Annotated in this window: 20 protein-coding genes; 6 read left to right on the top strand and 14 right to left on the bottom strand. The window is 57.0% G+C overall.

What is annotated here, in order from left to right:
- Positions 1-216 precede the first annotated feature (216 nt).
- A complete protein-coding gene (bhcR, locus tag AC2FLU_RS01475; RefSeq protein ID WP_480521258.1) occupies positions 217-1,065 on the bottom strand; it encodes an HTH-type transcriptional regulator BhcR in 849 nt (282 codons plus the stop codon).
- 169 nt (positions 1,066-1,234) lie between these two features.
- Here bhcR and bhcA point away from each other — a divergent pair, with 169 nt between their 5' ends.
- The 4 genes from bhcA (at position 1,235) to bhcD (ending at position 5,678) form a co-directional block, all read left to right on the top strand.
- A complete protein-coding gene (gene bhcA, locus AC2FLU_RS01470; RefSeq protein ID WP_480496103.1) occupies positions 1,235-2,425 on the top strand; it encodes an L-aspartate--glyoxylate aminotransferase BhcA in 1,191 nt (396 codons plus the stop codon).
- Complete coding sequence (gene bhcB, locus AC2FLU_RS01465) at positions 2,425-3,393, top strand: beta-hydroxyaspartate dehydratase BhcB (protein ID WP_496811768.1); 969 nt, start codon at positions 2,425-2,427, stop codon at positions 3,391-3,393. The genes bhcA and bhcB overlap by 1 nt, the downstream gene beginning before the upstream one ends.
- 42 nt (positions 3,394-3,435) lie before the next feature.
- Positions 3,436-4,599 carry a 3-hydroxy-D-aspartate aldolase BhcC gene (gene bhcC, locus AC2FLU_RS01460; RefSeq protein WP_267366574.1) on the top strand — a complete coding sequence of 388 codons (1,164 nt, stop codon included), beginning with the start codon at positions 3,436-3,438 and terminating at the stop codon, positions 4,597-4,599.
- A 113-nt stretch (positions 4,600-4,712) separates the two neighbouring features.
- A complete protein-coding gene (bhcD, locus tag AC2FLU_RS01455; RefSeq protein ID WP_496811767.1) occupies positions 4,713-5,678 on the top strand; it encodes an iminosuccinate reductase BhcD in 966 nt (321 codons plus the stop codon).
- Positions 5,679-5,821: 143 nt separating this feature from the next.
- Here bhcD and AC2FLU_RS01450 read toward each other — a convergent pair whose 3' ends face one another.
- The 3 genes from AC2FLU_RS01450 to puuE are packed head-to-tail and all read right to left on the bottom strand — an operon-like array spanning position 5,822 to position 9,196.
- On the bottom strand, positions 5,822-7,246 hold the full coding sequence (locus AC2FLU_RS01450) for a uracil-xanthine permease family protein (protein ID WP_496811766.1): 1,425 nt from the start codon (positions 7,244-7,246) through the stop codon (positions 5,822-5,824).
- Positions 7,247-7,301: 55 nt separating this feature from the next.
- Positions 7,302-7,787, bottom strand: coding sequence for an ureidoglycolate lyase (locus tag AC2FLU_RS01445; protein ID WP_496809303.1), 486 nt, complete (start codon positions 7,785-7,787; stop codon positions 7,302-7,304).
- Positions 7,784-9,196: an allantoinase PuuE gene (gene puuE / locus AC2FLU_RS01440; RefSeq protein ID WP_496809302.1), complete on the bottom strand. Its 1,413-nt coding sequence runs from the start codon at positions 9,194-9,196 to the stop codon at positions 7,784-7,786. Before puuE ends, AC2FLU_RS01445 begins: the two co-directional genes overlap by 4 nt.
- A 147-nt stretch (positions 9,197-9,343) precedes the next feature.
- On the opposite strand from puuE, the gene uraH reads away from it, so the two are divergent.
- On the top strand, positions 9,344-9,697 hold the full coding sequence (uraH, locus tag AC2FLU_RS01435) for a hydroxyisourate hydrolase (RefSeq protein ID WP_496809301.1): 354 nt from the start codon (positions 9,344-9,346) through the stop codon (positions 9,695-9,697).
- Positions 9,698-9,830: 133 nt separating this feature from the next.
- Positions 9,831-11,063 carry a urate hydroxylase PuuD gene (locus tag AC2FLU_RS01430; RefSeq protein WP_480476997.1) on the top strand — a complete coding sequence of 411 codons (1,233 nt, stop codon included), beginning with the start codon at positions 9,831-9,833 and terminating at the stop codon, positions 11,061-11,063.
- A gap of 112 nt (positions 11,064-11,175) precedes the next feature.
- Here AC2FLU_RS01430 and AC2FLU_RS01425 read toward each other — a convergent pair whose 3' ends face one another.
- The 10 genes from AC2FLU_RS01425 to paaZ all read right to left on the bottom strand — a co-directional run bounded on the left by AC2FLU_RS01425 (position 11,176) and on the right by paaZ (position 21,431).
- The gene (locus AC2FLU_RS01425; RefSeq protein WP_496809300.1) at positions 11,176-12,417 is read right to left on the bottom strand and encodes an acyl-CoA dehydrogenase family protein; all 1,242 of its coding nucleotides are present in this window, start codon (positions 12,415-12,417) and stop codon (positions 11,176-11,178) included.
- Positions 12,418-12,741: 324 nt separating this feature from the next.
- Positions 12,742-13,503: a Phenylacetic acid catabolic protein gene (locus AC2FLU_RS01420; RefSeq protein WP_496809299.1), complete on the bottom strand. Its 762-nt coding sequence runs from the start codon at positions 13,501-13,503 to the stop codon at positions 12,742-12,744.
- Positions 13,504-13,516: 13 nt separating this feature from the next.
- On the bottom strand, positions 13,517-14,590 hold the full coding sequence (locus AC2FLU_RS01415) for a 2Fe-2S iron-sulfur cluster-binding protein (protein ID WP_496809298.1): 1,074 nt from the start codon (positions 14,588-14,590) through the stop codon (positions 13,517-13,519).
- 13 nt (positions 14,591-14,603) lie between these two features.
- On the bottom strand, positions 14,604-15,065 hold the full coding sequence (gene paaD / locus AC2FLU_RS01410; protein WP_480521244.1) for a 1,2-phenylacetyl-CoA epoxidase subunit PaaD: 462 nt from the start codon (positions 15,063-15,065) through the stop codon (positions 14,604-14,606).
- Between the two features lie 6 nt (positions 15,066-15,071).
- Positions 15,072-15,830 (bottom strand): 1,2-phenylacetyl-CoA epoxidase subunit PaaC, encoded by a 759-nt coding sequence (gene paaC, locus AC2FLU_RS01405; protein WP_480555168.1) that lies wholly within the window; start codon positions 15,828-15,830, stop codon positions 15,072-15,074.
- On the bottom strand, positions 15,830-16,114 hold the full coding sequence (gene paaB / locus AC2FLU_RS01400) for a 1,2-phenylacetyl-CoA epoxidase subunit PaaB (protein WP_209507558.1): 285 nt from the start codon (positions 16,112-16,114) through the stop codon (positions 15,830-15,832). Before paaB ends, paaC begins: the two co-directional genes overlap by 1 nt.
- Positions 16,115-16,137: 23 nt before the next feature.
- On the bottom strand, positions 16,138-17,115 hold the full coding sequence (paaA, locus tag AC2FLU_RS01395; protein WP_480476985.1) for a 1,2-phenylacetyl-CoA epoxidase subunit PaaA: 978 nt from the start codon (positions 17,113-17,115) through the stop codon (positions 16,138-16,140).
- A 15-nt stretch (positions 17,116-17,130) separates the two neighbouring features.
- Positions 17,131-18,333: a 3-oxoadipyl-CoA thiolase gene (gene pcaF, locus AC2FLU_RS01390; protein WP_480555169.1), complete on the bottom strand. Its 1,203-nt coding sequence runs from the start codon at positions 18,331-18,333 to the stop codon at positions 17,131-17,133.
- A 189-nt stretch (positions 18,334-18,522) separates the two neighbouring features.
- Entirely contained in the window at positions 18,523-19,338 is an 816-nt protein-coding gene (locus AC2FLU_RS01385; RefSeq protein WP_496809297.1) for a PaaX family transcriptional regulator C-terminal domain-containing protein, read from the bottom strand.
- Between the two features lie 62 nt (positions 19,339-19,400).
- Positions 19,401-21,431: a phenylacetic acid degradation bifunctional protein PaaZ gene (gene paaZ / locus AC2FLU_RS01380; protein WP_496809296.1), complete on the bottom strand. Its 2,031-nt coding sequence runs from the start codon at positions 21,429-21,431 to the stop codon at positions 19,401-19,403.
- Positions 21,432-21,518 lie beyond the last annotated feature (87 nt).

Genomic DNA, 21,518 nt, shown 5'->3' with positions numbered 1-21,518 from the left:
AACGGCCCCTTCAAAAACCTCTTCGACCAACAGTTCAACAAACACAAACAAAAAGTCGCACAGTAATAGGGGGAGCTGAAAATCAGATAACCGGTAAGAGTCACGCCTGTTCTGCTGTTGAGTTTGTCTGTGCACAATGCGCGTCTCAGCGCGTTGGTGTTGTGGCGCGGCAAGCGGATCCGGGGTCAGCGTTCGCCGCAATCTGGCGGCAAAGCCTTAGGGTTGCGGTGGCAAAACCGTCCCACCAATAGCCAGCGTCAACTGGCGCGCTGCTTCCATCACCGGGCGGCTCAGCCGTTCGATTTCGGCCGCTCCGACGCGACTGGTTGGCCCGGACACTGAAAGCCCCGCGACCGCCTCTCTGTTGATATCGAAAACGGGTGCTGCAATGCATCGCATACCCGTAGTCTTTTCTTCGTTATCCACGGAAAAACCCCGCAATCTGATTGCTGCAAGATCTTTCTTCAACGCCTCAGCGCCGGTAATCGACTGATCCGTAAAAGCCTGTAAATTCGCTGAGGCCAACCTTCGGTTCAATCTGTCTTCGTCCATGTGGGCCAATAACGCTTTTCCGATGCCCGACGCGTGCATGGGTGACAATGTACCGGGCGGAAAAAACGCCCGGATACTTTCATGTGTTTCAACCTGGCTCAGGAACAGCACCAGACCTTCTTTCTCAACTCCCAGATTGGCGGTTTCACCCGTGGTTTCCATCAATTTGCGCATGATCGGCCTTGCCCGTTCCACCAGACTGGTACGACGCAAAAACCGCGAGCCGATCACAAACGCCTGCGGGCCAATGTGCCAAACCTGTTCTTCATGGTCGAACTCGACCAGACCCCTGCCCTGTAACGTCACGAGGATGCGATAAACGGTGGCCGGTGCCTGACGCATTTCATCTGAAAGTTCAGTAAGAGCTTTGCCTTGCGCCTGGCTCAGATATTCGAAAACCTCCATCGCCCGATCCAGTGATTTGATCGTATTCTGCGCGGTTTTGTCGTCCCACCCCCGCGGTCTTCCCCGGGCTTTGCGACGGAGTTTCGGGTCATTGTCTTGCAATTCCATAAAAACCCTCTGAACATTTATGAAAGACTATTTCAGGATATGAAAAATATAACTCACTGACAACTATAAGTTAAATCTCTTATCACGAATTCTGAAATGCGTTTTCAAAAAAATTTCCAATCGGGTTGATGAAACTTATTGTGCTGGCAAGGACGGAAGGAGACCATCCATGAGCTTTCAAAACCCCGTTTTCATCCCGGGCCCGACGAACATCCCGGAAAGCCTGCGCAAAGCCTGCGATATGCCCACGATCGACCATCGTTCGCCATTGTTCGGGCAAATCCTGCATCCTGCGCGCGCGGGCGTGCGGGACATTCTGAAAAGCGACAGCGCCGAAGTCTTCATTTTCCCGTCGACCGGAACCGGGGGCTGGGAAACCGCCCTAACCAATACGCTGTCCGCCGGTGACAAGGTTCTGGCGGCCCGCAACGGCATGTTCAGCCATCGATGGATCGATATGTGCCAGCGCCATGGGCTGAATGTTGAGATCGTCGAAACCCCGTGGGGCGATGGGCTGCCGGCTGACCGGTACGAAGAAATCCTTGCCGCCGACAAAAGCCACGAGATCAAGGTTGTTCTAGCGACGCATAACGAGACGGCAACTGGAGTGAAGTCGGATATCGCTGCTGTGCGCAAGGCGCTGACTGCCGCGCAACATCCTGCCCTGCTGTTTGTTGATGGCGTCTCATCCATCGCGTCGATGGATTTCCGTTTTGATGAATGGGGCGTGGATGTTGCCGTTACCGGGTCGCAGAAGGGTTTCATGTTGCCCGCTGGCCTTGCCATCGTCGGTTTCAGCCGGAAAGCGATGGAAGCAACCAAAACCGGCACCCTTCCCCGCACATTCTTTGACGTCCGGGACATGACCAAGGGATACGCCAACAATGCTTACCCCTATACACCCGCTGTCGGGTTGATGAATGGCCTCAATCAAGCCTGCTCTATGCTGCTGAGTGAAGGTCTGGAGAACGTTTTTGCCCGGCACCACCGGATTGCGGAAGGGGTCCGTGCCGCTGTGGGGGCGTGGGGGCTGGAGCTTTGTGCCAGCAGCCCGGCGGTCTATTCCGATACCGTAAGCGCAATCCGTACGCCGAACGGCTTCAACGCGACGGATATTGTCACGCACGCAGCTGAAAAATACGGCGTTGCCTTTGGCGTGGGCCTTGGTGAGGTCGCGGGCAAGGTGTTCCGGATCGGGCATCTGGGCAGCCTGACGGATGTCATGGCTCTGTCCGGGATCGCCACTGCCGAGATGTGCATGGTTGACCTGGGACTGAACATCGACCTGGGGTCCGGAGTTGCCGCCGCACAGGAATACTATCGCGGCCATCCCGGTTCCGTTCAGAAGAACGCGGCATGATGAAGGATTGCACAATGTATATCCCAACCTATGAAGACATGCTTGCGGCGCATGACCGGATCAAACCCTATATCCGCCGCACCCCGGTGCGAACTTCGGACTTTCTCAATGAACTGTCAGGTGCGCAGCTGTTCTTCAAATGCGAAAACTTTCAGGAACCGGGCGCTTTCAAAGTACGAGGTGCTGCGAATGCGGTTTTTGGGCTGGATGAGAAACAGGCTGAAAAAGGTGTCGCCACCCATTCTTCGGGCAATCACGCCTCGTGCCTGTCTTATGCGGCGATGAAACGGGGCATTCCCTGCAACGTGGTCATGCCTCGGACAGCGCCGCAGGCAAAGAAGGATACGGTCCGCCGTTATGGAGGGAAGATTACAGAATGCGAACCCTCCACCTCGTCGCGCGAAGCGACATTTGCCGAGGTTCAGACAGCTACGGGCGGTGACTTTGTTCATCCCTACAACGATCCTCGGGTCATCGCCGGGCAAGGCACCTGTTCGCGAGAGTTTATCGAGCAGACCGACGGTCTGGACGCAGTCGTTGCGCCAATCGGCGGTGGTGGCATGGTGTCTGGAACCTGTTTGACCCTGTCCAATCTGGCCCCAGAAACAGCAGTCATCGCGGCAGAACCCGAACAGGCAGACGACGCCTATCGCAGCTTCAAGGCCGGTCATATCATCGCGGATGATGCGCCGAAGACGATTGCTGACGGGTTGCTGGTGCCGCTGAAGGATCTCACCTGGCATTTCGTATCGAACCACGTTTCAGAGATTTACACTGCCTCCGAGCAGGAGATCATCGATGCGATGAAACTGACATGGAAGCACCTGCGGATTGTGGTGGAGCCATCTTCGGCCGTTCCGCTGGCCACGGTTCTCAAGAACCCGGACGCCTTCAAGGGCAAGCGTGTCGGACTGATTGTTACAGGTGGCAATGTCGATCTGGACCGGCTGCCCTGGATGAACGCCTGAATATACCCCAACAAAAAACAATCCCGGTATAGGATTACGGAGATGAAAGATATGAGCACTCTCGACCAGTTCGAAGTAGGTTACGACATTCCGGCCAAGCCCGGCATGGACGAAGCAGATATCCAGACACCCAGCCTGATTTTGGATCTCGACGCGCTTGAACGCAATATCAGGAAGATGGGCGATTATGCCAAAGCGCACGGGATGCGTCACCGCGTGCATGGTAAAATGCACAAGTCGGTCGACGTGGCCAAGCTGCAAGAGAAAATCGGTGGTGCCGTCGGTGTCTGCTGCCAGAAAGTTTCCGAGGCCGAAGTGTTCGTTCGTGGTGGGATAAAGGACGTTCTGGTTTCGAACCAGGTGCGTGACCCGGCCAAAATTGACCGCCTCGCACGCCTGCCAAAACTGGGCAGCCGCATTATTGTATGTGTCGATGATCTGGAAAACGTCGCTGACCTTTCGGCGGCGGCTGTCCGGCATGGAACACAGCTGGAAGTCTTCGTGGAAATCGATTGCGGCGCAGGTCGGTGCGGGGTCACAACGACACCCGAAGTGATTGAAATCGCCAAGGCGGTTGAGGCTGCTGACAACCTGAAATTCAGCGGAATTCAGGCCTATCAGGGCGCAATGCAACACCTCGACAGCTATGAGGCACGCAAGGAGAAACTGGATACCGCCATCGCGATGGTCAAAGACGCAGTAGACGGCCTTAAAGCCGAGGGTATCGAGTGCGAGCTGGTCTCGGGCGGCGGTACTGGGTCATACTACTTCGAATCCAACTCGGGCGTGTATAATGAGCTGCAATGCGGGTCTTATGCGTTCATGGATGCCGATTACGGTCGCATCCTGGACGAGAACGGCAACCGGATCGACCAGGGCGAATGGGAAAACGCATTCTTCATCCTGACCAGCGTCATGAGCCACGCCAAGGCTGACAAGGCAATCGTCGATGCGGGTCTCAAGGCTCAGTCGGTGGATAGCGGTCTGCCTGTTGTTTTCGGGCGTGACGATGTCGAATACATCAAATGCTCGGATGAACATGGCGTCGTGATGGATCCGAGCGGGGCGCTCAAGGTCAATGACAAGCTAAAGTTGGTGCCGGGGCACTGTGACCCAACCGCAAACGTACATGATTGGTATGTGGGCGTCCGGAATGGCAAGGTCGAATGCGTGTGGCCAGTGTCAGCCCGCGGCCGCGCGTACTGAGCCTGATTGCTCAAAGAATAAGCTTTCGGCCAAACATGGCCGGACAGTCGCCCGTGCGCGCCCGCTTTTGTCGGTGAAACGCACGGGCGCACGAATTTCGAATGGAGAATGACATGCTGATCGTACCCGAGCGCGAAATCGCCAACCTCATGACCCGCGACGCGGCCTTTGAAGCCGTCGAACAGGTCTTTGCCTCTATGGCCGCAGGGGACGCCTATAACTTTCCTGTCGTGCGCGAAGCCATCGGGCATGAGGACGCTCTGTACGGCTTTAAAGGCGGGTTTGATCGCGCCGGGCTGACACTGGGCCTGAAGGCCGGGGGGTATTGGCCGAACAACCTGGAAAAGCGCGGGTTGATCAATCACCAATCCACTGTTTTTCTTTTTGACCCTGACACCGGGAAACCGTCGGCGATGGTTGGCGGCAACCTTTTGACGGCCTTGCGCACTGCGGCGGCCTCTTCTGTATCTATCAAGCACCTTGCCCGTGCGGGCGCGCGGGTGATCGGTATGATCGGGGCCGGGCATCAGGCAACCTTTCAGCTACGCTCGGCGCTGGAGACCCACACCTTTGAAAAGGTCCTTGGCTGGAACTACCACCCCGAGATGCTGCCCAACATTGAAAAGGTCGCCAGTGAAGCCGGTGTTCCGTTTGAAACGGTCGAACTTGATGGCATGACCGAAGCGGATGTCATAATCTCGATCACCTCGGCTTTTGCGCCATCGCTGATGGCAAACCATGTCAGCCCTGGAACGCATATCGCGTGCATGGGAACGGACACCAAGGGCAAGCAGGAAGTCGAGGCGGCGTTGCTGGCCAAAGCATCTGTATTCACAGATGAAATCGCACAGTCGATTTCGATTGGCGAGGCTCAACACGCCGTGGCACAGGGCCTGATCAGGGAAAGTGACCTGGTCCAGTTGGGTGCGGTCATCAACGGAACGAACCCGGGCCGGACATCAGACGATCAGATCACGTTGTTCGATGGCACTGGCGTAGGTCTTCAGGATCTGGCGGTTGCTGCGTCTGTTGTCGAGCTGGCCGTACAGAAAGGCATCGCGATTGAGGTCGATTTCTGATGGCATCCCCGTGTGGTCGCCTAAGCGTCGCGTCGAAATACGCGTTTCTTATGTGAGCGATGGGCCAAGCCTGCCAGGCCTGAAACCAAAAAGCGGCGCACTACGTGCGCCGCTTTTTCATCTACAATTCCGGGCCGAACCGGTCAGACGTGATCGTCCTGTTTGATAGAGCCCAACCCGTGGCCTGCCATTCCACCGGACACCTCTTCCGTCGCTTCATCCGAAAGCTCTTCGGGCAGAACCAGATTCAAGACAATGGCAATGATAGCAGCAGGCAATATCCCGGATGTCGCCAGAACTTTGAGAGTTCCGGGCAGATGCTGTAAGGCGCCGGGCTCTAACTGCAAACCCAGACCCAGGCTGAGTGAAATCGCAAAGATCACCATGTTGCGGCGATTCCACGTCACGTCCGACAGCATCGAGACACCGGCTGCAACCACCATGCCGAACATCACGATCACACCGCCACCCAGAACCTCGATCGGAACGGACGAGATCACCGCGCCGATCTTGGGGATAAGCCCGCATATGATCAGGAACAGGGCACCTATGGTTACGACCGTGCGGCTCATGACGCCGGTCATGGCGATCAGGCCAACGTTCTGACTGAACGACGTGTTCGGCAGGGCCCCAAAGACGCCTGATACCGCAGTTCCAAGACCATCGGCAAAAGTCGCGCCCTGAATTTCCTTGTCGGTTGCCTCGCGTCCCGCGCCCCCTTTGGTGATACCGGACACATCCCCGACCGTTTCAACAGCCGACACGAAAGACATCGCACAGAACCCGATGATCGCCGCGAATGAAAACTCGATACCGAAGTGAAACGGGTTCGGCATGGCAAACGGAGACGCGCGCCCGACATTGCCCAAATTCACCTGACCCAGTGCGAATGCCACCACGTATCCGACCAACAGGCCAATCAGAACTGCCGACACCGACAGCATACCACGAGCAAAAAACTTCAGGCCCAAAGTAACAACAATCACAGTTCCGGCCATGAGCCAGTTCAGACCAGAGCCGTACTCTTCGGTACCGATGGCGGGTACACCGCCTGCCGCGTACTGGATGCCGACTTTGACAAGCGCAAGCCCGATCATGGTGACAACAAGACCGGTAACCAAGGGCGGAAGCGCAAAGCGAATACGGCCAATGAACAACCCAAGGCTGGCATGAAACAGGCCGCCAACGACTATACCACCCATCAATACGGCAATCGCATCAACGCCCTTTCCAACCACCAACGGGATCATGATCGGAATAAAGGCAAATGACGTCCCCTGCACGATTGGCAGGCGGGCACCAACAGGCCCCAGCCCAATGGTCTGGAACAGTGTCGCAACACCCGCAAAGAACATCGACATCTGGATCATGTAAATCATCTGCGGGAAATCGGGGCTGTTCGAACCAAACCCGAAACCCGCCGCACCGCAAACGATGATGGCTGGTGTGACGTTGGAAACGAACATCGCCAAAACGTGCTGAATTCCCAAAGGAACCGCCTTCAGAATTGGCGGAGTGTAGTTCGGGTCACGGAGCTGCTCCGGCGTCCCTAAAGTTGCATCTGACATCGCGTTTTTCCTCCCAAAAAACTACGTGGGCCGGCCCCTCTTCCGGCAATGTCCCCTATTCAGTGATCGTGTAGGCGTTCTGGAACCAATACTCCTCAAGGTTTGGCCCGTTTCCTATTCGGTCGACCACGGCGAACAACCCAGGGGGATGAAGCGGTGTCAGAACCCCGTGCCAGGTGTTCCGGTGATAATTCACGCCCTGTCCGGGCGCGGTGATGAATGCAACAGGCTCACCCGGCACACCCGCGTTGTCGGGCGCCACAACAACGACAAAGGGTTTATCTGAAAGCGGCAGAAAGGCCTGGCTGCCGTCGGGGTGGCGCTCGACCATTTCAAGTTTGATAGGCAGGTTGAAGGCCCGGGATTGGAAAACGCTGATCCCTGCGCGCCCCTCATGGAAATCCAGCTGGGCGCGATCATGGTATCGTGCGCATTTTCCCTGATTGATGTATTTGTCCACCGCCCCAGACACCTCGATGACATCGCCGAACGGTGCAAAGACCTCGGCGGTCAGTGGCCGGAGTTTCAGCGTGGATGTCATTGCGCGAATTTCTCGATCAACCGCAACTCGGCAATCCGTTCGACCTGACGGCAGGCCTCAGCGAATTCGGTGTCTCGGTCACTATCTATCCGACGGTGAAAAGCCTCCAGAATGCTTGCTTTGGTGTTGTCCTTGACCGCAATGATAAAAGGAAAGCCGAACTTGGTTGTGTAAGTGTCGTTCAAGGCCGTGAAGGTCGCACGCTCTTCATCCGTCAGTATGTCGAGACCTGCCCCGGCCTGTTCTGCCGTGCTTTCCTTGGTCAGACGACCCGCAGCAGCAAGTTTGCCTGCCAGATCCGGGTGGGCTGTCAGGACGCCAAGCCGCTGCTCGGCTGTGGCAGAACGGAATACGCGCGCCAGAGCATTGTGAACCCCTGCGGCATTGTCATGCGTGGGACCCAGCTCCAGATCAAAGGCCGCTTGGGCAATCCACGGGCTGTGTTCGAACACGCCGCCAAATTCGGCGACAAAGGTTGGCTGGTCCATTTCCGACGGGGTCAGCCGTTGACTTGGCGGATGCATTTGCGCCCAATGATCAGCGATTTGTTCGCGGGTGGCAAACCAGACCCCGTCATGTTTCTTGAAGTGGTTGAGTGCGCGTTTCAGGGCCATGGCGCGACCAGGGCGGCCGATGAGACGGCAATGCAGTCCGATCGAAAGCATCTTCGGCTCGCCCGCTTGGCCTTCGGCGTAGAGCATGTCGAAGCTGTCCTTGAGATAGCTTTCAAACTGTTCGCCGTTGGTATAGCCCGCCTGAATTGCAAACCGCATATCGTTGCAATCCATTGTGTAAGGCACGATCAACTGATCCTTGCCACCAGCCTTGACCCAATAAGGCAAATCGTCGGCATAGCTGTCGGCAATATAGGCCAGCTCGCCTTCGGCGGCGGCCAGATCGACCGTGTTCATCGAACAGCGGCCCGTGTACCAGCCACGCGGTGGTTTGCCCACAACCTCGGCATGAAGCCGGATCGCCTCACGGATCTGGACGCGTTCTTCTTCCGCATCCATGTCCTTGTGCTCAACCCATTTCAGGCCATGGCTGGCAATCTCCCAGCCTGCGGCCTTCATCGCCGCAACCTGCGCCGGTGCACGGGCCAATGCTGTGGCAACGCCATAAACCGTAACAGGAAGGTCCTGTAAAAGCCGATGCACCCGCCAGAATCCGGCGCGGCTGCCGTATTCGTAGATGGATTCCATGTTCCAGTGCCTTTGCCCGGGCCAAGGGGCCGCACCGGTGATTTCTGAAAGAAACGCCTCGGATGCGGCATCCCCGTGCAAAACGTTGTTTTCGCCGCCTTCTTCATAGTTCAGCACAATCTGAACTGCGATTTTGGCCCCGTTTGGCCAGTTTGCGTTTGGCACTTGCCGGCCATAGCCGGTCATGTCTCGTGGATACCGCGTCACATCAATTTCCCTCTTGGTGAAAAGACGAATAACCCAAACAATCACCTATGTTTTTCAAAAAATACTGTAAGCAGTCTTTTGACAGACTGCCTTTGCCTGCCGCAAGGGTATTGCAATAGTAACAGCGATGCTTAGCGAGAGGTGCAAATGGCCGGTTACCTTACAACACATGTCCTGGATACGGCACGGGGCTGCCCTGCCAATGGGATGAAGATCGAGTTGTTCCGGATCAACGGAACAGACCGCGCGTTGCTGAAAACTCTGCTCACCAACGAAGACGGTCGCACCGATGAACAAATCCTTCCCGAAGCCGAGTTTTCGATAGGCGAATACGAATTGGTGTTTCATGCGGGCGAATACCTCGACGCCAGTGGCGTGCCGCCTGAAAGCCCGCGTTTTCTGGACTTGATTCCGATCCGGTTCGGAATGTCCGAACACGCCCATTATCATGTTCCGCTACTACTTTCGCCTTTCAGCTACGCGACCTATCGCGGAAGCTGAGCGTTGCGCCGCGTGATCCTGTAGACTGACATTGTATTGTTATTTTTGATACTGCTTGATCTTTCGTAGCAATACCCGATGAAAACTCTATCACCTAGAGTGCCGAAGAACTTGGATATGTAGGAGCAACGCCATGTATGACCTGGCTGTTTTGTGGGAGTGGATGGCCTTTTCCGTCCGCTGGCTGCATGTGATCACGGCGATGGCGTGGATCGGCGCGTCATTCTATTTTATCGCGCTCGACCTTATGCTTAAGCCGAACCCTGCCTTGCCAGAAGGGGCCTATGGCGAAGAGTGGGAGGTGCACGGGGGCGGGTTCTATCACACCGTCAAATATCTGGTCGCACCCGCGCGTATGCCCGAGCACCTGACCTGGCACAAATGGCAGAGCTATACGACATGGCTTTCGGGTGCGGCCTTGCTCATGATCATATATTGGGTCGGGGGCGAGTTGTTCCTGCTTGATCCGACCAAAGCGGATCTGGCTTTGTGGCAGGGGATATTGATCTCGGGCGGGTCACTGACCATCGGCTGGCTGCTTTACGACCAGATGTGCAAGTCGCGCCTGAGTGAGCAACCCACCGCGCTGATGCTGTTGCTGTTCGTGATTCTGGTGGCTATGTCCTGGGGTTACAATCAGATTTTTACCGGTCGTGCCGCGCTTTTGCACCTGGGTGCGTTCACTGCAACCATCATGACGGCCAATGTGTTCTTCCAGATTATGCCCAACCAGCGGATCGTGGTGGAAGACCTCAAGGCGGGTCGGACGCCGGATGCCAAATATGGAAAGATCGCCAAGGTGCGGTCGACGCACAACAACTACCTGACGTTGCCCGTCGTGTTCCTGATGCTGTCGAACCATTATCCTCTGGCCTTTGGCACCCAGTATTCATGGATCATCGCCAGCCTGATCTTCCTGACCGGCGTGACCATCCGCCACTACTTCAACACGATGCACGCAACCGGGAAAGGGCCGCACTGGACCTGGGGTGTCACTGTCATCCTCATGATCGTGATCGCATGGCTGTCTTCTGTCAGAACCGGCGAAACATGGGAAGACGCCGAAGCAAGGGCGCTGACATCTTACGAAGAAAAATTTGCGTCGGCTGCGGGGTTTGAAGAAGCCTATGACACTGTGCTGGGCAACTGCTCGATGTGCCATGCCCGCGAGCCGGTTTATGGCACCATGAAATGGGCCCCCAAGAAGGTTTATCTTGAAACACCCGGCGATGTTGCCCGGCACGCCGACCAGATTTACCTGCAGGCCGGAATCAGCCATGCCATGCCGCCGCCCTCAGCGGTTCAAATGGACGTGGAAGCGCGCCAAACCATCATCGCATGGGTGCGCGAGGTCAGAGGGCAGTAGGATTTTCACAGGACGTCCTTTCTTTCGCTTCCTACCCCCTGCCGCTGGACAAATACCCTGTTTCTGCCGCTCAAACAAAGCAGGGCGCGCAAGACCTGATGCCGCCCCCGGCCTAGCGCGATGGCGGGGTCAGCCATTGGGCCGACATGCCAAAGTTCGAGTTCTTCAACTCTTGCTTGGCGATGGCCTGCAAATGCACCTCATCCGGCCCATCCGCGTAACGCAGCGCGCGCGCCCAAGTATAGCTGTCGGCCAGCGGAGTATCCGGGGTCATGCCCATCGCGCCAAAGACCTGCATCGCGCGATCCGTGACAGCAGCATGCACATTGGGCGCCACGACCTTGATCAATGAAATCTCTCGGAACGCTCCTTTCGCGCCCACCTGATCAATCTTCCAGGCTGCTTTCAGGGTCAGCAACCGCGCCTGTTCGATCTCTAACCGGGACTTGGCGATCCATTCGCGGATCACGCCCTGTTCTGCAAGCTGCTTGCCAAACGCCTTCCGTTCCTGCGCGCGTTCGACCATCAGGTTAAGTGCCATTTCCGCCGCACCGATCGATCGCATGCAATGGTGGATGCGACCGGGACCAAGCCGGGCCTGCGCCAGAGCGAACCCGCTGCCTTCCTCGCCTAAAAGATTGCTGACCGGGACGCGCACATCCTTGAAGACCAGCTCGGCATGACCCTCGGGGTCGTGCATGTTCAGAATGGTGGGGTTGCGAACAATCTCAAAACCGGGCGTGTCCCTTGGGACAATGACCATGCTCTGCTGTTTGTGTCGATCCGCATTGGGATCCGTTTTACCCATGACGATAAACAATCTGGTGTTCGGGTGACAGGCGTTCGTGATGAACCACTTGCGGCCATTGATGACGTATTCATCCCCCTCACGCCGTATCGAAGTGGTAATATTGGTCGCGTCCGAACTGGCCACATCCGGTTCAGTCATCGCAAAAGAGGATCGGATTTCACCGTTCAACAGCGGCACCAGCCACGTCTCGCGCTGTTCCGGAGTAGCAAACATGTGCAACAGTTCCATGTTGCCGGTATCGGGCGCGCTGCAATTGAACACTTCCGAAGACCAGGCCACCTGCCCCATAAGTTCGGCCAGCGGCGCGTATTCCAGATTGCTCAGCCGGGTGCCGGGTTCATCGTCGCGCAGGCTGGGCAGGAACAAGTTCCACAACCCTTCGGCCTGGGCTAACGCCTTGAGATCTTCCATAAACGAGACCGGGAAACTGCCTGCCGCCATTTCTTCTTTGTGATCGCGTATGCGCGGGTAAATATGCGCCTCCATAAATGCTTTCAGGCGGTCATACATTTCCGTGGCGCGCGGCGATGGGGCAAAATCCATGGCGGTTCCTTCCGGTGCGTTGTGGCGGTGATGTCCTCAAACTCTGCTCGCGCCAGAACGGCCGCCAAGGCACTGTCTTCTGGTGAGTTTAATCTGGCGCTTGATTACGCTCAGTTTGCGCAATCACTCGGATATGAAAAGAGGAAAATGCCAATACAGCAATCAGCCGGCGTGAAACGTCAGGTCATTGCTCTCAGAACCTGTTGGACCAACAATACCTAAGGGGATGAACGGGCCGCATTCGGAGATTTGCACCGCCGGGCGAGTTTCACATCGCCCGCGCCCGGAATAGCCTCTCAACCCGCCTTTGGCGTTCACACTGAACTAGACCGGTGGTTTCAGACCCAGCTGTTTCACGGCGGCACCTGCTGTCTGAACCCAACGCTCTTTCAGTGCGTTGTTGCCATTGTGGCGCAAGCCCAGCGATTTCAGAAGCTCAAACCGTTTCAGATCATCGCCACCAAAGGATACAGCGACACGGGGCCACCAATAGTTAACCGCGTCCTGCATCTGCTCTGTCTCTCCGTTCCAGGAAAGCTTTACAGCACCTTCCAACGCCAACGCGCCATGATGGGCTTCGACCGGGGCGATGCTGCGGAAAGCTTCAGCCAACGGTTGATAGGAAACCATTGAAAACTCGGCCAGTTGTTCCATGACCGCACGGCTCATCAGCAGGTTCATGATGACCGCGTCGGTCCAGCCCGAGATCGGATAATTGAATACGGCAAGACGCATGTCATGTGCGCTGCGGGTCGCGCCGATATCGGCGTCACGATTTAGGCGAGCCGTCCACGGATGATGTGTGGCATATCTCTCGGTATCGGCCCCAAACTCACCCATTATCCTGAGAACCTGATCGGCGTGATCCGTTTTCTCAAGAACAATCCTCGCGGCTGCGATACGTTCCTTGATGCCCGGACCCTGATTGATGATGTCGGCGAATCCGGCAGCACCGGCAAGTTCGCTGTCCACGAACGTGGCCATCAGCTTCATGAGTTCGGCGCGGTAGCGTGGCGGAACATTGGTTGGGTTGGTCAGCACACCGCCTGCGGCCAGATAGCTGTCGAGTGTCATGGTGTCAGTCATCGGTCTTCTCCCTTTACTGGTCGTAGTCCACGACCACGCGGTCGGTGACCGGATAGGCCTGACAGCTCAGCACATAGCCTTTTTCAACCTCGTAATCCTCTAGCGCGTGATTGGCGAGCATCTCGACCTCGCCTTCCAGAACGCGGCAACGGCAGGTTGAACAGACACCGGCCTTACAGGCGTATGGGGCGTCCATGGCATTTTCCAAGGCTGCGTCCAGAATGGATTGGTCCTTGGGCAGAGTTATCGTCTGAGTGGACCCATCAAGAGTGATCGATGCGCTGGTTTGGTTCGCCTGCGTGCCCGCGTCTGCCGCACCTTCCTTGCGTTTGGCCCGGCCCGGCTGAGCACTGGCAAAGAGTTCAAACTTGATCTGCCTGTCGTCAAGACCATGCGCGCGCAGCGCGGCAGCGATCCCCAGCATCATCGGCTCGGGACCGCAGATAAAGGCTGTGTCCACGTTCTGAATATCGACCCAATGTTTGAACAGGTCGGCGCATTTTTCCTGCGTCACCAGACCGGTGAACAGGTCGATCTCCTGTGCATCCGCCTCAAGAATATGGATTACGTTCAGGCGGCCCATATAGAGGTTTTTCAGATCTTCCAGCTCTTCGCGGAACATGATCGTGTTGATGCCCTTGTTGGCGTAGATCAGCGTAAAGCGGGACTTGGGTTCGCGGGTCAGGGTTGTCTTCAGGATCGACAGAACCGGCGTGATGCCAGACCCGCCAGCGAAACCGAGATACTGCTTTTCCGCATCAGCTTCGATCGGAGTGTGAAAGCTGCCCATCGGTGGCATCGCCTGCACAACGTCCCCGACGTTAAGCTCGGAATTGGCCCAACTGGAGAATGCGCCGCCCTCGACGCGTTTGATCCCGACTTGCAGTACCCCGTCATCCTTACCCGCACAAATGGAGTAGGACCGACGCAGTTCTTCTCCGTCAAAGTCACGGCGAAACGTCAGGTATTGGCCTGCGGTGAAATCGAACTGATCCGCCGCGCCGTTGACAGGCTCAAGCGTCACGACAACCGCATCGCGGATGGTTTTGTGGATGTCGGTGACTTTCAGGTCATGAAAACGTGCCATCCGGTGCTCCTCCTCAGATGCACTTGAAATAGTCAAAGGGTTCCAGGCAGTCGGTACAGCGCCAATGGGCCTTGCACGGGGTCGAGCCGAACTGGCTGACCTTTTCAACCGCTTTACTGCCGCAATGCGGGCAGCGCTCTGGCCCGCCCGCCGGTTGTGGCGGGGCGATGCCAAACTCTTCCAGCTTGGCGCGGCCTTTTTCGCTCAGCCAATCGGTTGTCCAGGCTGGTGAGATGCAGGTTTCGATCCGCACGTCTTTGATACCGTGATCGTGCAACGCGGTTTCGATATCCATGCTGATGACGGATGTTGCCGGACAGCCCGAATAGGTTGGCGTCACCGTCACGAGCAGCGTTTCGGCATCCCAACGCACATCGCGTACGATCCCGAGATCGACAACCGAGATTACCGGAATCTCGGGATCCGGTACGGCATCCAGCCAGTCCCAGATCTGGTCGGTCGAGTGGCGTTGCATCACATGTTACCAGCTTGCACCGGGATATGCGCGCTGCAACCACTGCATCTGCGTCAAAAGGTGCCCCAGATGTTCCGTATGCATGCGCCCGTCACGCCCGCCTTTATGGGCAAATCGGCTTTCCGGAAGGGTCAATGTCGCCTTGGCCAGAACCCGTTTGACCAGCGCATCATATTCTTCGCGCAGATCGGCCGGGTTCGGCGCGATCCCGGTCGCAACCATCTGCGCGTCGATGTCATCGCTGACAAACATCTCGCCTACATATGGCCAGAGGTAATCCAGCGCCGCCTGCATCCGGGTGTGGCTTTCTTCAGTTCCATCACCCAGACCTACGACCGTTTCTGCCGAACGCTCCAGATGATAGGCGACTTCCTTGCTGGCTTTGGCAGCAATCGCGGCGACACGATCGTCAGAGGATGTCAGAAGACGGCCGAGCATGACCGAATGCCAGGCATCGAACAGGAACTGGCGCATCAGGGTGCGGCCGAAATCACCGTTCGGAACCTCGACCAGCAACACATTGCGGAAATCCCACGCGTCGCGCAGAAATGCCAGATCATCGGCGGTTTTGCCACCCCCTATCTCTCCGGCAAGGCCAAGCCACATCTGGGTCTGTCCAATCAGGTCCAGCGCCGTGTTGGCCAGTGCAATATCCTCCTCCAACACTGGCGCGTGGCCGCACCATTCGCTGACGCGATGGCCCAGGATCAGGGTATTGTCCCCCATCCGCAGCAGGAATTGCTGAAACGCTTCGTCGCGGGTCATCACATCGCCCCCACTTCTTCGGGGATGTCGAAAAAGGTCGGGTGGCGGTACACTTTGCTCTCGCTCGGCTCATACAACGGGCCTTTGTCGCTGGGCGACGAGGCCGAGATGTTGTTGGCTTCTACCACCCAAATCGACACGCCTTCGTTGCGGCGGGTATAGACGTCGCGTGCATTCTTGATCGCCATTTCCGCGTCCGGGGCATGCAGCGAGCCGACATGTCGGTGGCTCATCCCATGTTGACCGCGGATGAAGATTTCCCACAGGGGCCATTCGGTATTCATCGGGTTTCCTCCTCAGGGTAAGCTTATTCGGCGGCCAGATTGCCAGCCTGTTTCTTGCGCGCGTGGGCCAACAGCCCGTCACGCACCCATTTGCCGTCATCCCAGGCCTTGTTGCGCGCCGCCAGACGGTCGACGTTGCAGGGGCCGTTGCCCTTGATCACATCGAAGAATTCCGACCAATCCGGCTCTGAGAAATCGTAATGCCCGCGCTCCTCGTTCCACTTCAGGTTCGGGTCGGGGATTGTCAGACCCAGATATTCGGCCTGCGGGACGGTCTGGTCGACGAATTTCTGGCGCAGCTCATCATTGGTGTTGATCTTGATCTTCCAGGCCATCGACTGCGCGGAGTGGACGGAATCCTTGTCGGACGGTCCAAACATCATCAACGACGGGTACCAGAAGCGATTCATCGCATCCTGCGCCATCTTACGCTGCTCGGGTGTACCTTCGGCCATCTTGCGGATCGCGTCATAACCTTGGCGCTGATGGAAGCTTTCTTCCTTGCAAATGCGGATCATGGCGCGTGAGTACGGCCCGTAAGACGTTCTTTGCAGCGGCACCTGATTCATGATGGCAGCCCCATCGACCAGCCATCCGACGGCGCCGATATCCGCCCAGTTCAGCGTCGGGTAATTGAAGATCGACGAGTATTTCATGCGACCGTCCAGCAGCATCTCGGTGATCTCATCACGGCTGACACCCAGTGTTTCGGCCGCACAATACAGGTAGAGCCCATGGCCGGCTTCATCCTGCACCTTGGCTAGAAGGATTGCCTTGCGTTGCAGCGTCGGTGCACGCGTGATCCAGTTCCCTTCGGGCAATTGTCCGACGATCTCGGAATGCGCGTGCTGTCCGATCTGGCGGATCAGCGTTTTGCGATACCCCTGAGGCATCCAGTCCTTGGGTTCGATCTTGATATCCGCGTCGATCCGCGCCTGAAATTCAGCAAGCTTTTCAGGATCATCGTTTGACGCCTCGGATTCTACCATCTGGGCATACATGTCCCGTCTCCTCCGTTACACGCGTTCAAGAATAAGTGCAGCGCCTTGCCCGACACCGACGCACATTGTGCAAAGCGCATAGCGCCCTTTGGTGCGTTTCAGTTGGTACGCTGCGGTCAACACAAGTCGGGCGCCGCTCATCCCCAATGGATGGCCAAGGGCGATTGCGCCGCCATTCGGGTTCACATGGGCGGCGTCATCGGGCAGGCCCAACTCTCGCAGCGTTGCCAGACCTTGCGACGCGAAAGCTTCGTTCAACTCGATCACATCCATCTGGTCGATGCTCAGCCCGGCGCGCGCCAAAACCTTTCGGCTGGCAGGAACCGGACCAATACCCATGACCCGAGGCTCGACACCCGCGACGGACATGCCAACCACACGGGCAATCGGGGTCAGGCCGTTCTTTGTCGCTGTCGCTTCATTCGCCATCAGGATCGCGGCTGCACCATCATTCACGCCCGAGGCATTCCCTGCAGTCACAGTTTTGTCCGGCCCGTTCACACCCTTGAGGCCCGAGAGTTTTTCCGCTGTGGTTCCCGGGCGCGGATGTTCATCCGTATCGACAACAATCGGATCGCCCTTGCGCTGTGGAATTGAAACCGGCGTGATTTCTTCTTGGAACACGCCTGCCGCGTGCGCCGCAGCCCATCGTGCCTGGCTGCGCTCGGCAAAGGCGTCCTGGTCTTCACGGCTGATCCCATAATCTTCGGCCACATTGTCAGCCGTTTGCGGCATGGAATCGACACCATACTGCTGCTGTAGCCTTGGGTTCACAAAACGCCAGCCAATCGTCGTGTCGTAAACCGCATTGCTGCGCGTAAACGCCGACGTCGCTTTGGGCATTACAAACGGTGCGCGCGACATGCTTTCCACGCCACCCGCAACTGCAAGATCATAATCGCCTGCCTTGATGCCACGCGCCGCCATTCCGACGGCATCCATGCCACTGGCACACAAGCGGTTTATCGTTGTTCCAGGTACGTCCGTCGGCAATCCGGCCAGCAGGGACGCCATCCGGGCAACGTTGCGATTGCTCTCTCCTGCCTGATTGGCATCGCCAAAAATGACGTCATCCACACTGGTCCAGTCGACTTGCGGGTTGCGCGCCATCAGGGCCGCCAGCGGGATAGCCGCCAGATCATCCGTGCGAACCGATGAAAGCGCACCACCATACCGCCCAATCGGGGTGCGGGTTGCGTCGCAGATGAAAGCGTCCATCAATTGCGTCTCCTGTTGGAACACGAGCATTAACCGTCTGGTCGGTTAATAAATGCTCAATCGATTCGGCGCAAGCTTTATGTTACCATGTAATCGTCTCTATCTGTTTTCTGTAACATTAAATGACGCTTCTTTCACATCCGCCTTCCAGCCCGCAAAAGCGCCATCCCGGGCTCGGCAAAAAACGAGTTAACCACCCACCGCAGATTCCAGCGTGGCAAGATTCGGTTTGGGCAATTGTCCCAGCAGTCGGGACACAGCCACTCGACATTCCGCGCCTTTCCAACCAACAGGCAAAAAGGCCGGAGGCAGGGATGGATAGCGTAGAACCAAACGACGCCACCCATGCACAATCAATACGCGCAGCACCGCTATTTTCAACGGATCATCGACGCCATCGACAGGCAACAGTTGCTCGGTGCTCTGAAGGGAGTGCAAGAACTGATCATAGGCAGACTTGAGCTGTTCAGGGCCACAAAGGTCGCGCAGCCAGCCTGGAACCGAAATGGCGCTGCTTTCAACACCCAGCAGTTCTTCAAGGTTCTCGGGGGTGGGGCCTGCAGACATGGCTGTTGTGGGGTTAACCGAAATATAATCTCCGGTCAGCATCAGATCCGCTAACTCTTTTCGCGAACTGTCTGAACTGTTGGCGATAAGCACATGCCAAGTTTCTGGTGTATTCGTCTCGCGGGAATAGATGCGCGGGGCGGCGGCGGCGCTTTGACTACGGCCAAATTCGGTCAGTCTGTGAACGCTGTTTCGCCCGACCCGCGTACTTTCGATCCAGCCTTCCTTGCGCAGCCTGTGCAGCGCAACACGCGTGGCTTCGGCCTTGATCCCTGCAAGGTTGGTCAGCGCTGTGATCAGCGCGCCACTAACCTGGTCAGACCCGCTCTGGGCCAGATCACCGAAAATCGTGACCAAAACAGACCACACACGTTGCGTGCCAGTTGTGGTCAACTGGCTGACGCAGGTTTCGAACCATTCTGGGGCCGTATCTTTCATAAGCACAGTATAATCGGGCCGGAGGGAATTGCCATCCAGCCCCTGCGCACCTGCACTTGTGCCTAGTAGGCAACCATGGTCAGTAACTCGTATTCTGCGACCAGCTCATCGTCTTGCTGCGTCAGGGTAACGTGCCAGCGAACCTCGCCGTAGTCGTCATTGCGCTTGGTCTTGTGCTTGACCGTCAAACGAACCTTGATGGTGTCACCAGCCTCGACCGGTTTCATGAAACGCAGCCCGTCAAGACCGGTATTTGCCAAAACCGGCCCCTCGTTCGGTTCGACGAACAATCCGGCTGCGAAAGACAACAGCAAGTACCCATGTGCAACCCTGCCCGGGAAGAACGGGTTACGTTCCGCCGCTGCCTGATCCATGTGCGCATAGAAGGTATCACCGGTGAAGTCGGCGAAGTGTTCAATGTCCTCCATGGTGATAGTTCTTGGCGCCGTGTGAAGGGTCTCGCCAATCGACAAATCGTGAAACCGGCGGGTAAAGGGATGAGCAGGGCCTTCGACTTCGGTCGCGCCAGGCACCCATTTTCGTCCAATCGCTGTCAGCAGATCGGGCGATCCCTGAATAGCGGTGCGCTGCATATAGTGTTTCACACCCCGTACCCCGCCCATTTCTTCGCCGCCACCGGCGCGTCCCGGACCTCCATGAACCATGTGCGGCAGAGGGGAACCATGACCGGTGGATTCCTTCATCGAGTAACGGTTGTTGAAATACAGACGCCCGTGATATGCCCCTGACCCCATGGCAACCTGTCGCGCCACTTCTGGATCATGGGTGATTACTGACGCCACAAGAGAGCCCTGCCCCCGGTTCGCCAGCTCAATGGCATGGTCAAGATCGCGATACCCCATCACAGTGCTGACCGGACCAAAGGCTTCGGTATCGTGCACATGTTGCGCCGCGTCAGGATTGGCGCAATGGAAGAGCATGGGTGGTAGGAACGCACCCTTTTCGGCATCAGCGCCCTCAACCACAAAATCATCGGGGTTGCCGAAGACACGCTCGGCCTCTTGCCCAAGGATAGCGGTCTTCTCCAGAACATCACGCTTCTGACCGTTCGAAACCAACGCACCCATACGGGTGGTTTCCAGCTTTGGGTCACCGATGACCGTTTTCGCCAGTCGCGCCGACAGCGCGTCAATTACCGCCTGTACCTGCGGTTCGGGCGCGATGATCCGGCGGATTGCGGTGCATTTCTGCCCTGCCTTCGTGGTCATCTCGCGCTGGACTTCCTTCACGAAGAGGTCAAATTCCGGCGTGCCCGGCGCGGCATCGGGGCCAAGGATCGAACAGTTCAGGCTGTCCTGTTCCGCAACAAACCGTACCGAGTTCTCAAGGATCACCGGGTTGGAGCGCAGTTTCAGGGCCGTATCGGCGGATCCGGTAAAGCTGACCACGTCCTGCATAGTCAGACGGTCCAGCATGTCACCCAAACCACCCGAGACCAACTGCAATGCACCCGCTGGCAAGATGCCGGACTCAAGCATCAACCGAACACACAGCTCGGTCACATAACACGAGCTCGTGGCGGGTTTTACAATCGCCGGAACGCCCGCCAGAAGGGTTGGGGCAAGCTTTTCCAGCATCCCCCAAACCGGAAAATTGAACGCGTTGATGTGAATTGCCACGCCTTGTAGCGGGGTGCAGATGTGCTGCCCCAGGAAAGTACCGTTGCGCGAAAGCTGCTCAACATCGCCATCCAGATAGACATGACCGTCCGGCATTTCACGACGGCCTTTTGCGGCAAAGACAAACATCGTTCCGATGCCGCCGTCGATATCAATCATATGATCCGATTGCGTCGCACCGGTGTTGAAAGACAAATCATACATGACCCGCTTGTGTCGGCCCAAATGGACGGACAGCGCCTTGAGCATTTTGGCGCGTTCATGGAACGTCATTTTGCGCAGTGCCGGCCCTCCGACATTGCGCGCATAGTCCAACATCCCCTGGACATCCAACGCGCTGTTACCCGCTGTGGCGATAACCTCGCCGGTCACAGCGCTTGTTATTGCGCGGGCACCCTCGCCGGGCGAAACCCACTCACCGGCTGCAAAGCTGGAAATCTGTTGGATAGTCATGAGCGTCTCCTCGTCTTAGTCGCGATCCCCGCGCTGCCATAGGCCGGTCTCGCGAAATCATATTTTAAACCGTACGGTCGGTCAATA

This window comes from Ruegeria sp. SAZD013 (genome assembly GCF_059612525.1).
This window is presented reverse-complemented; position numbering and strand designations above follow the sequence as displayed.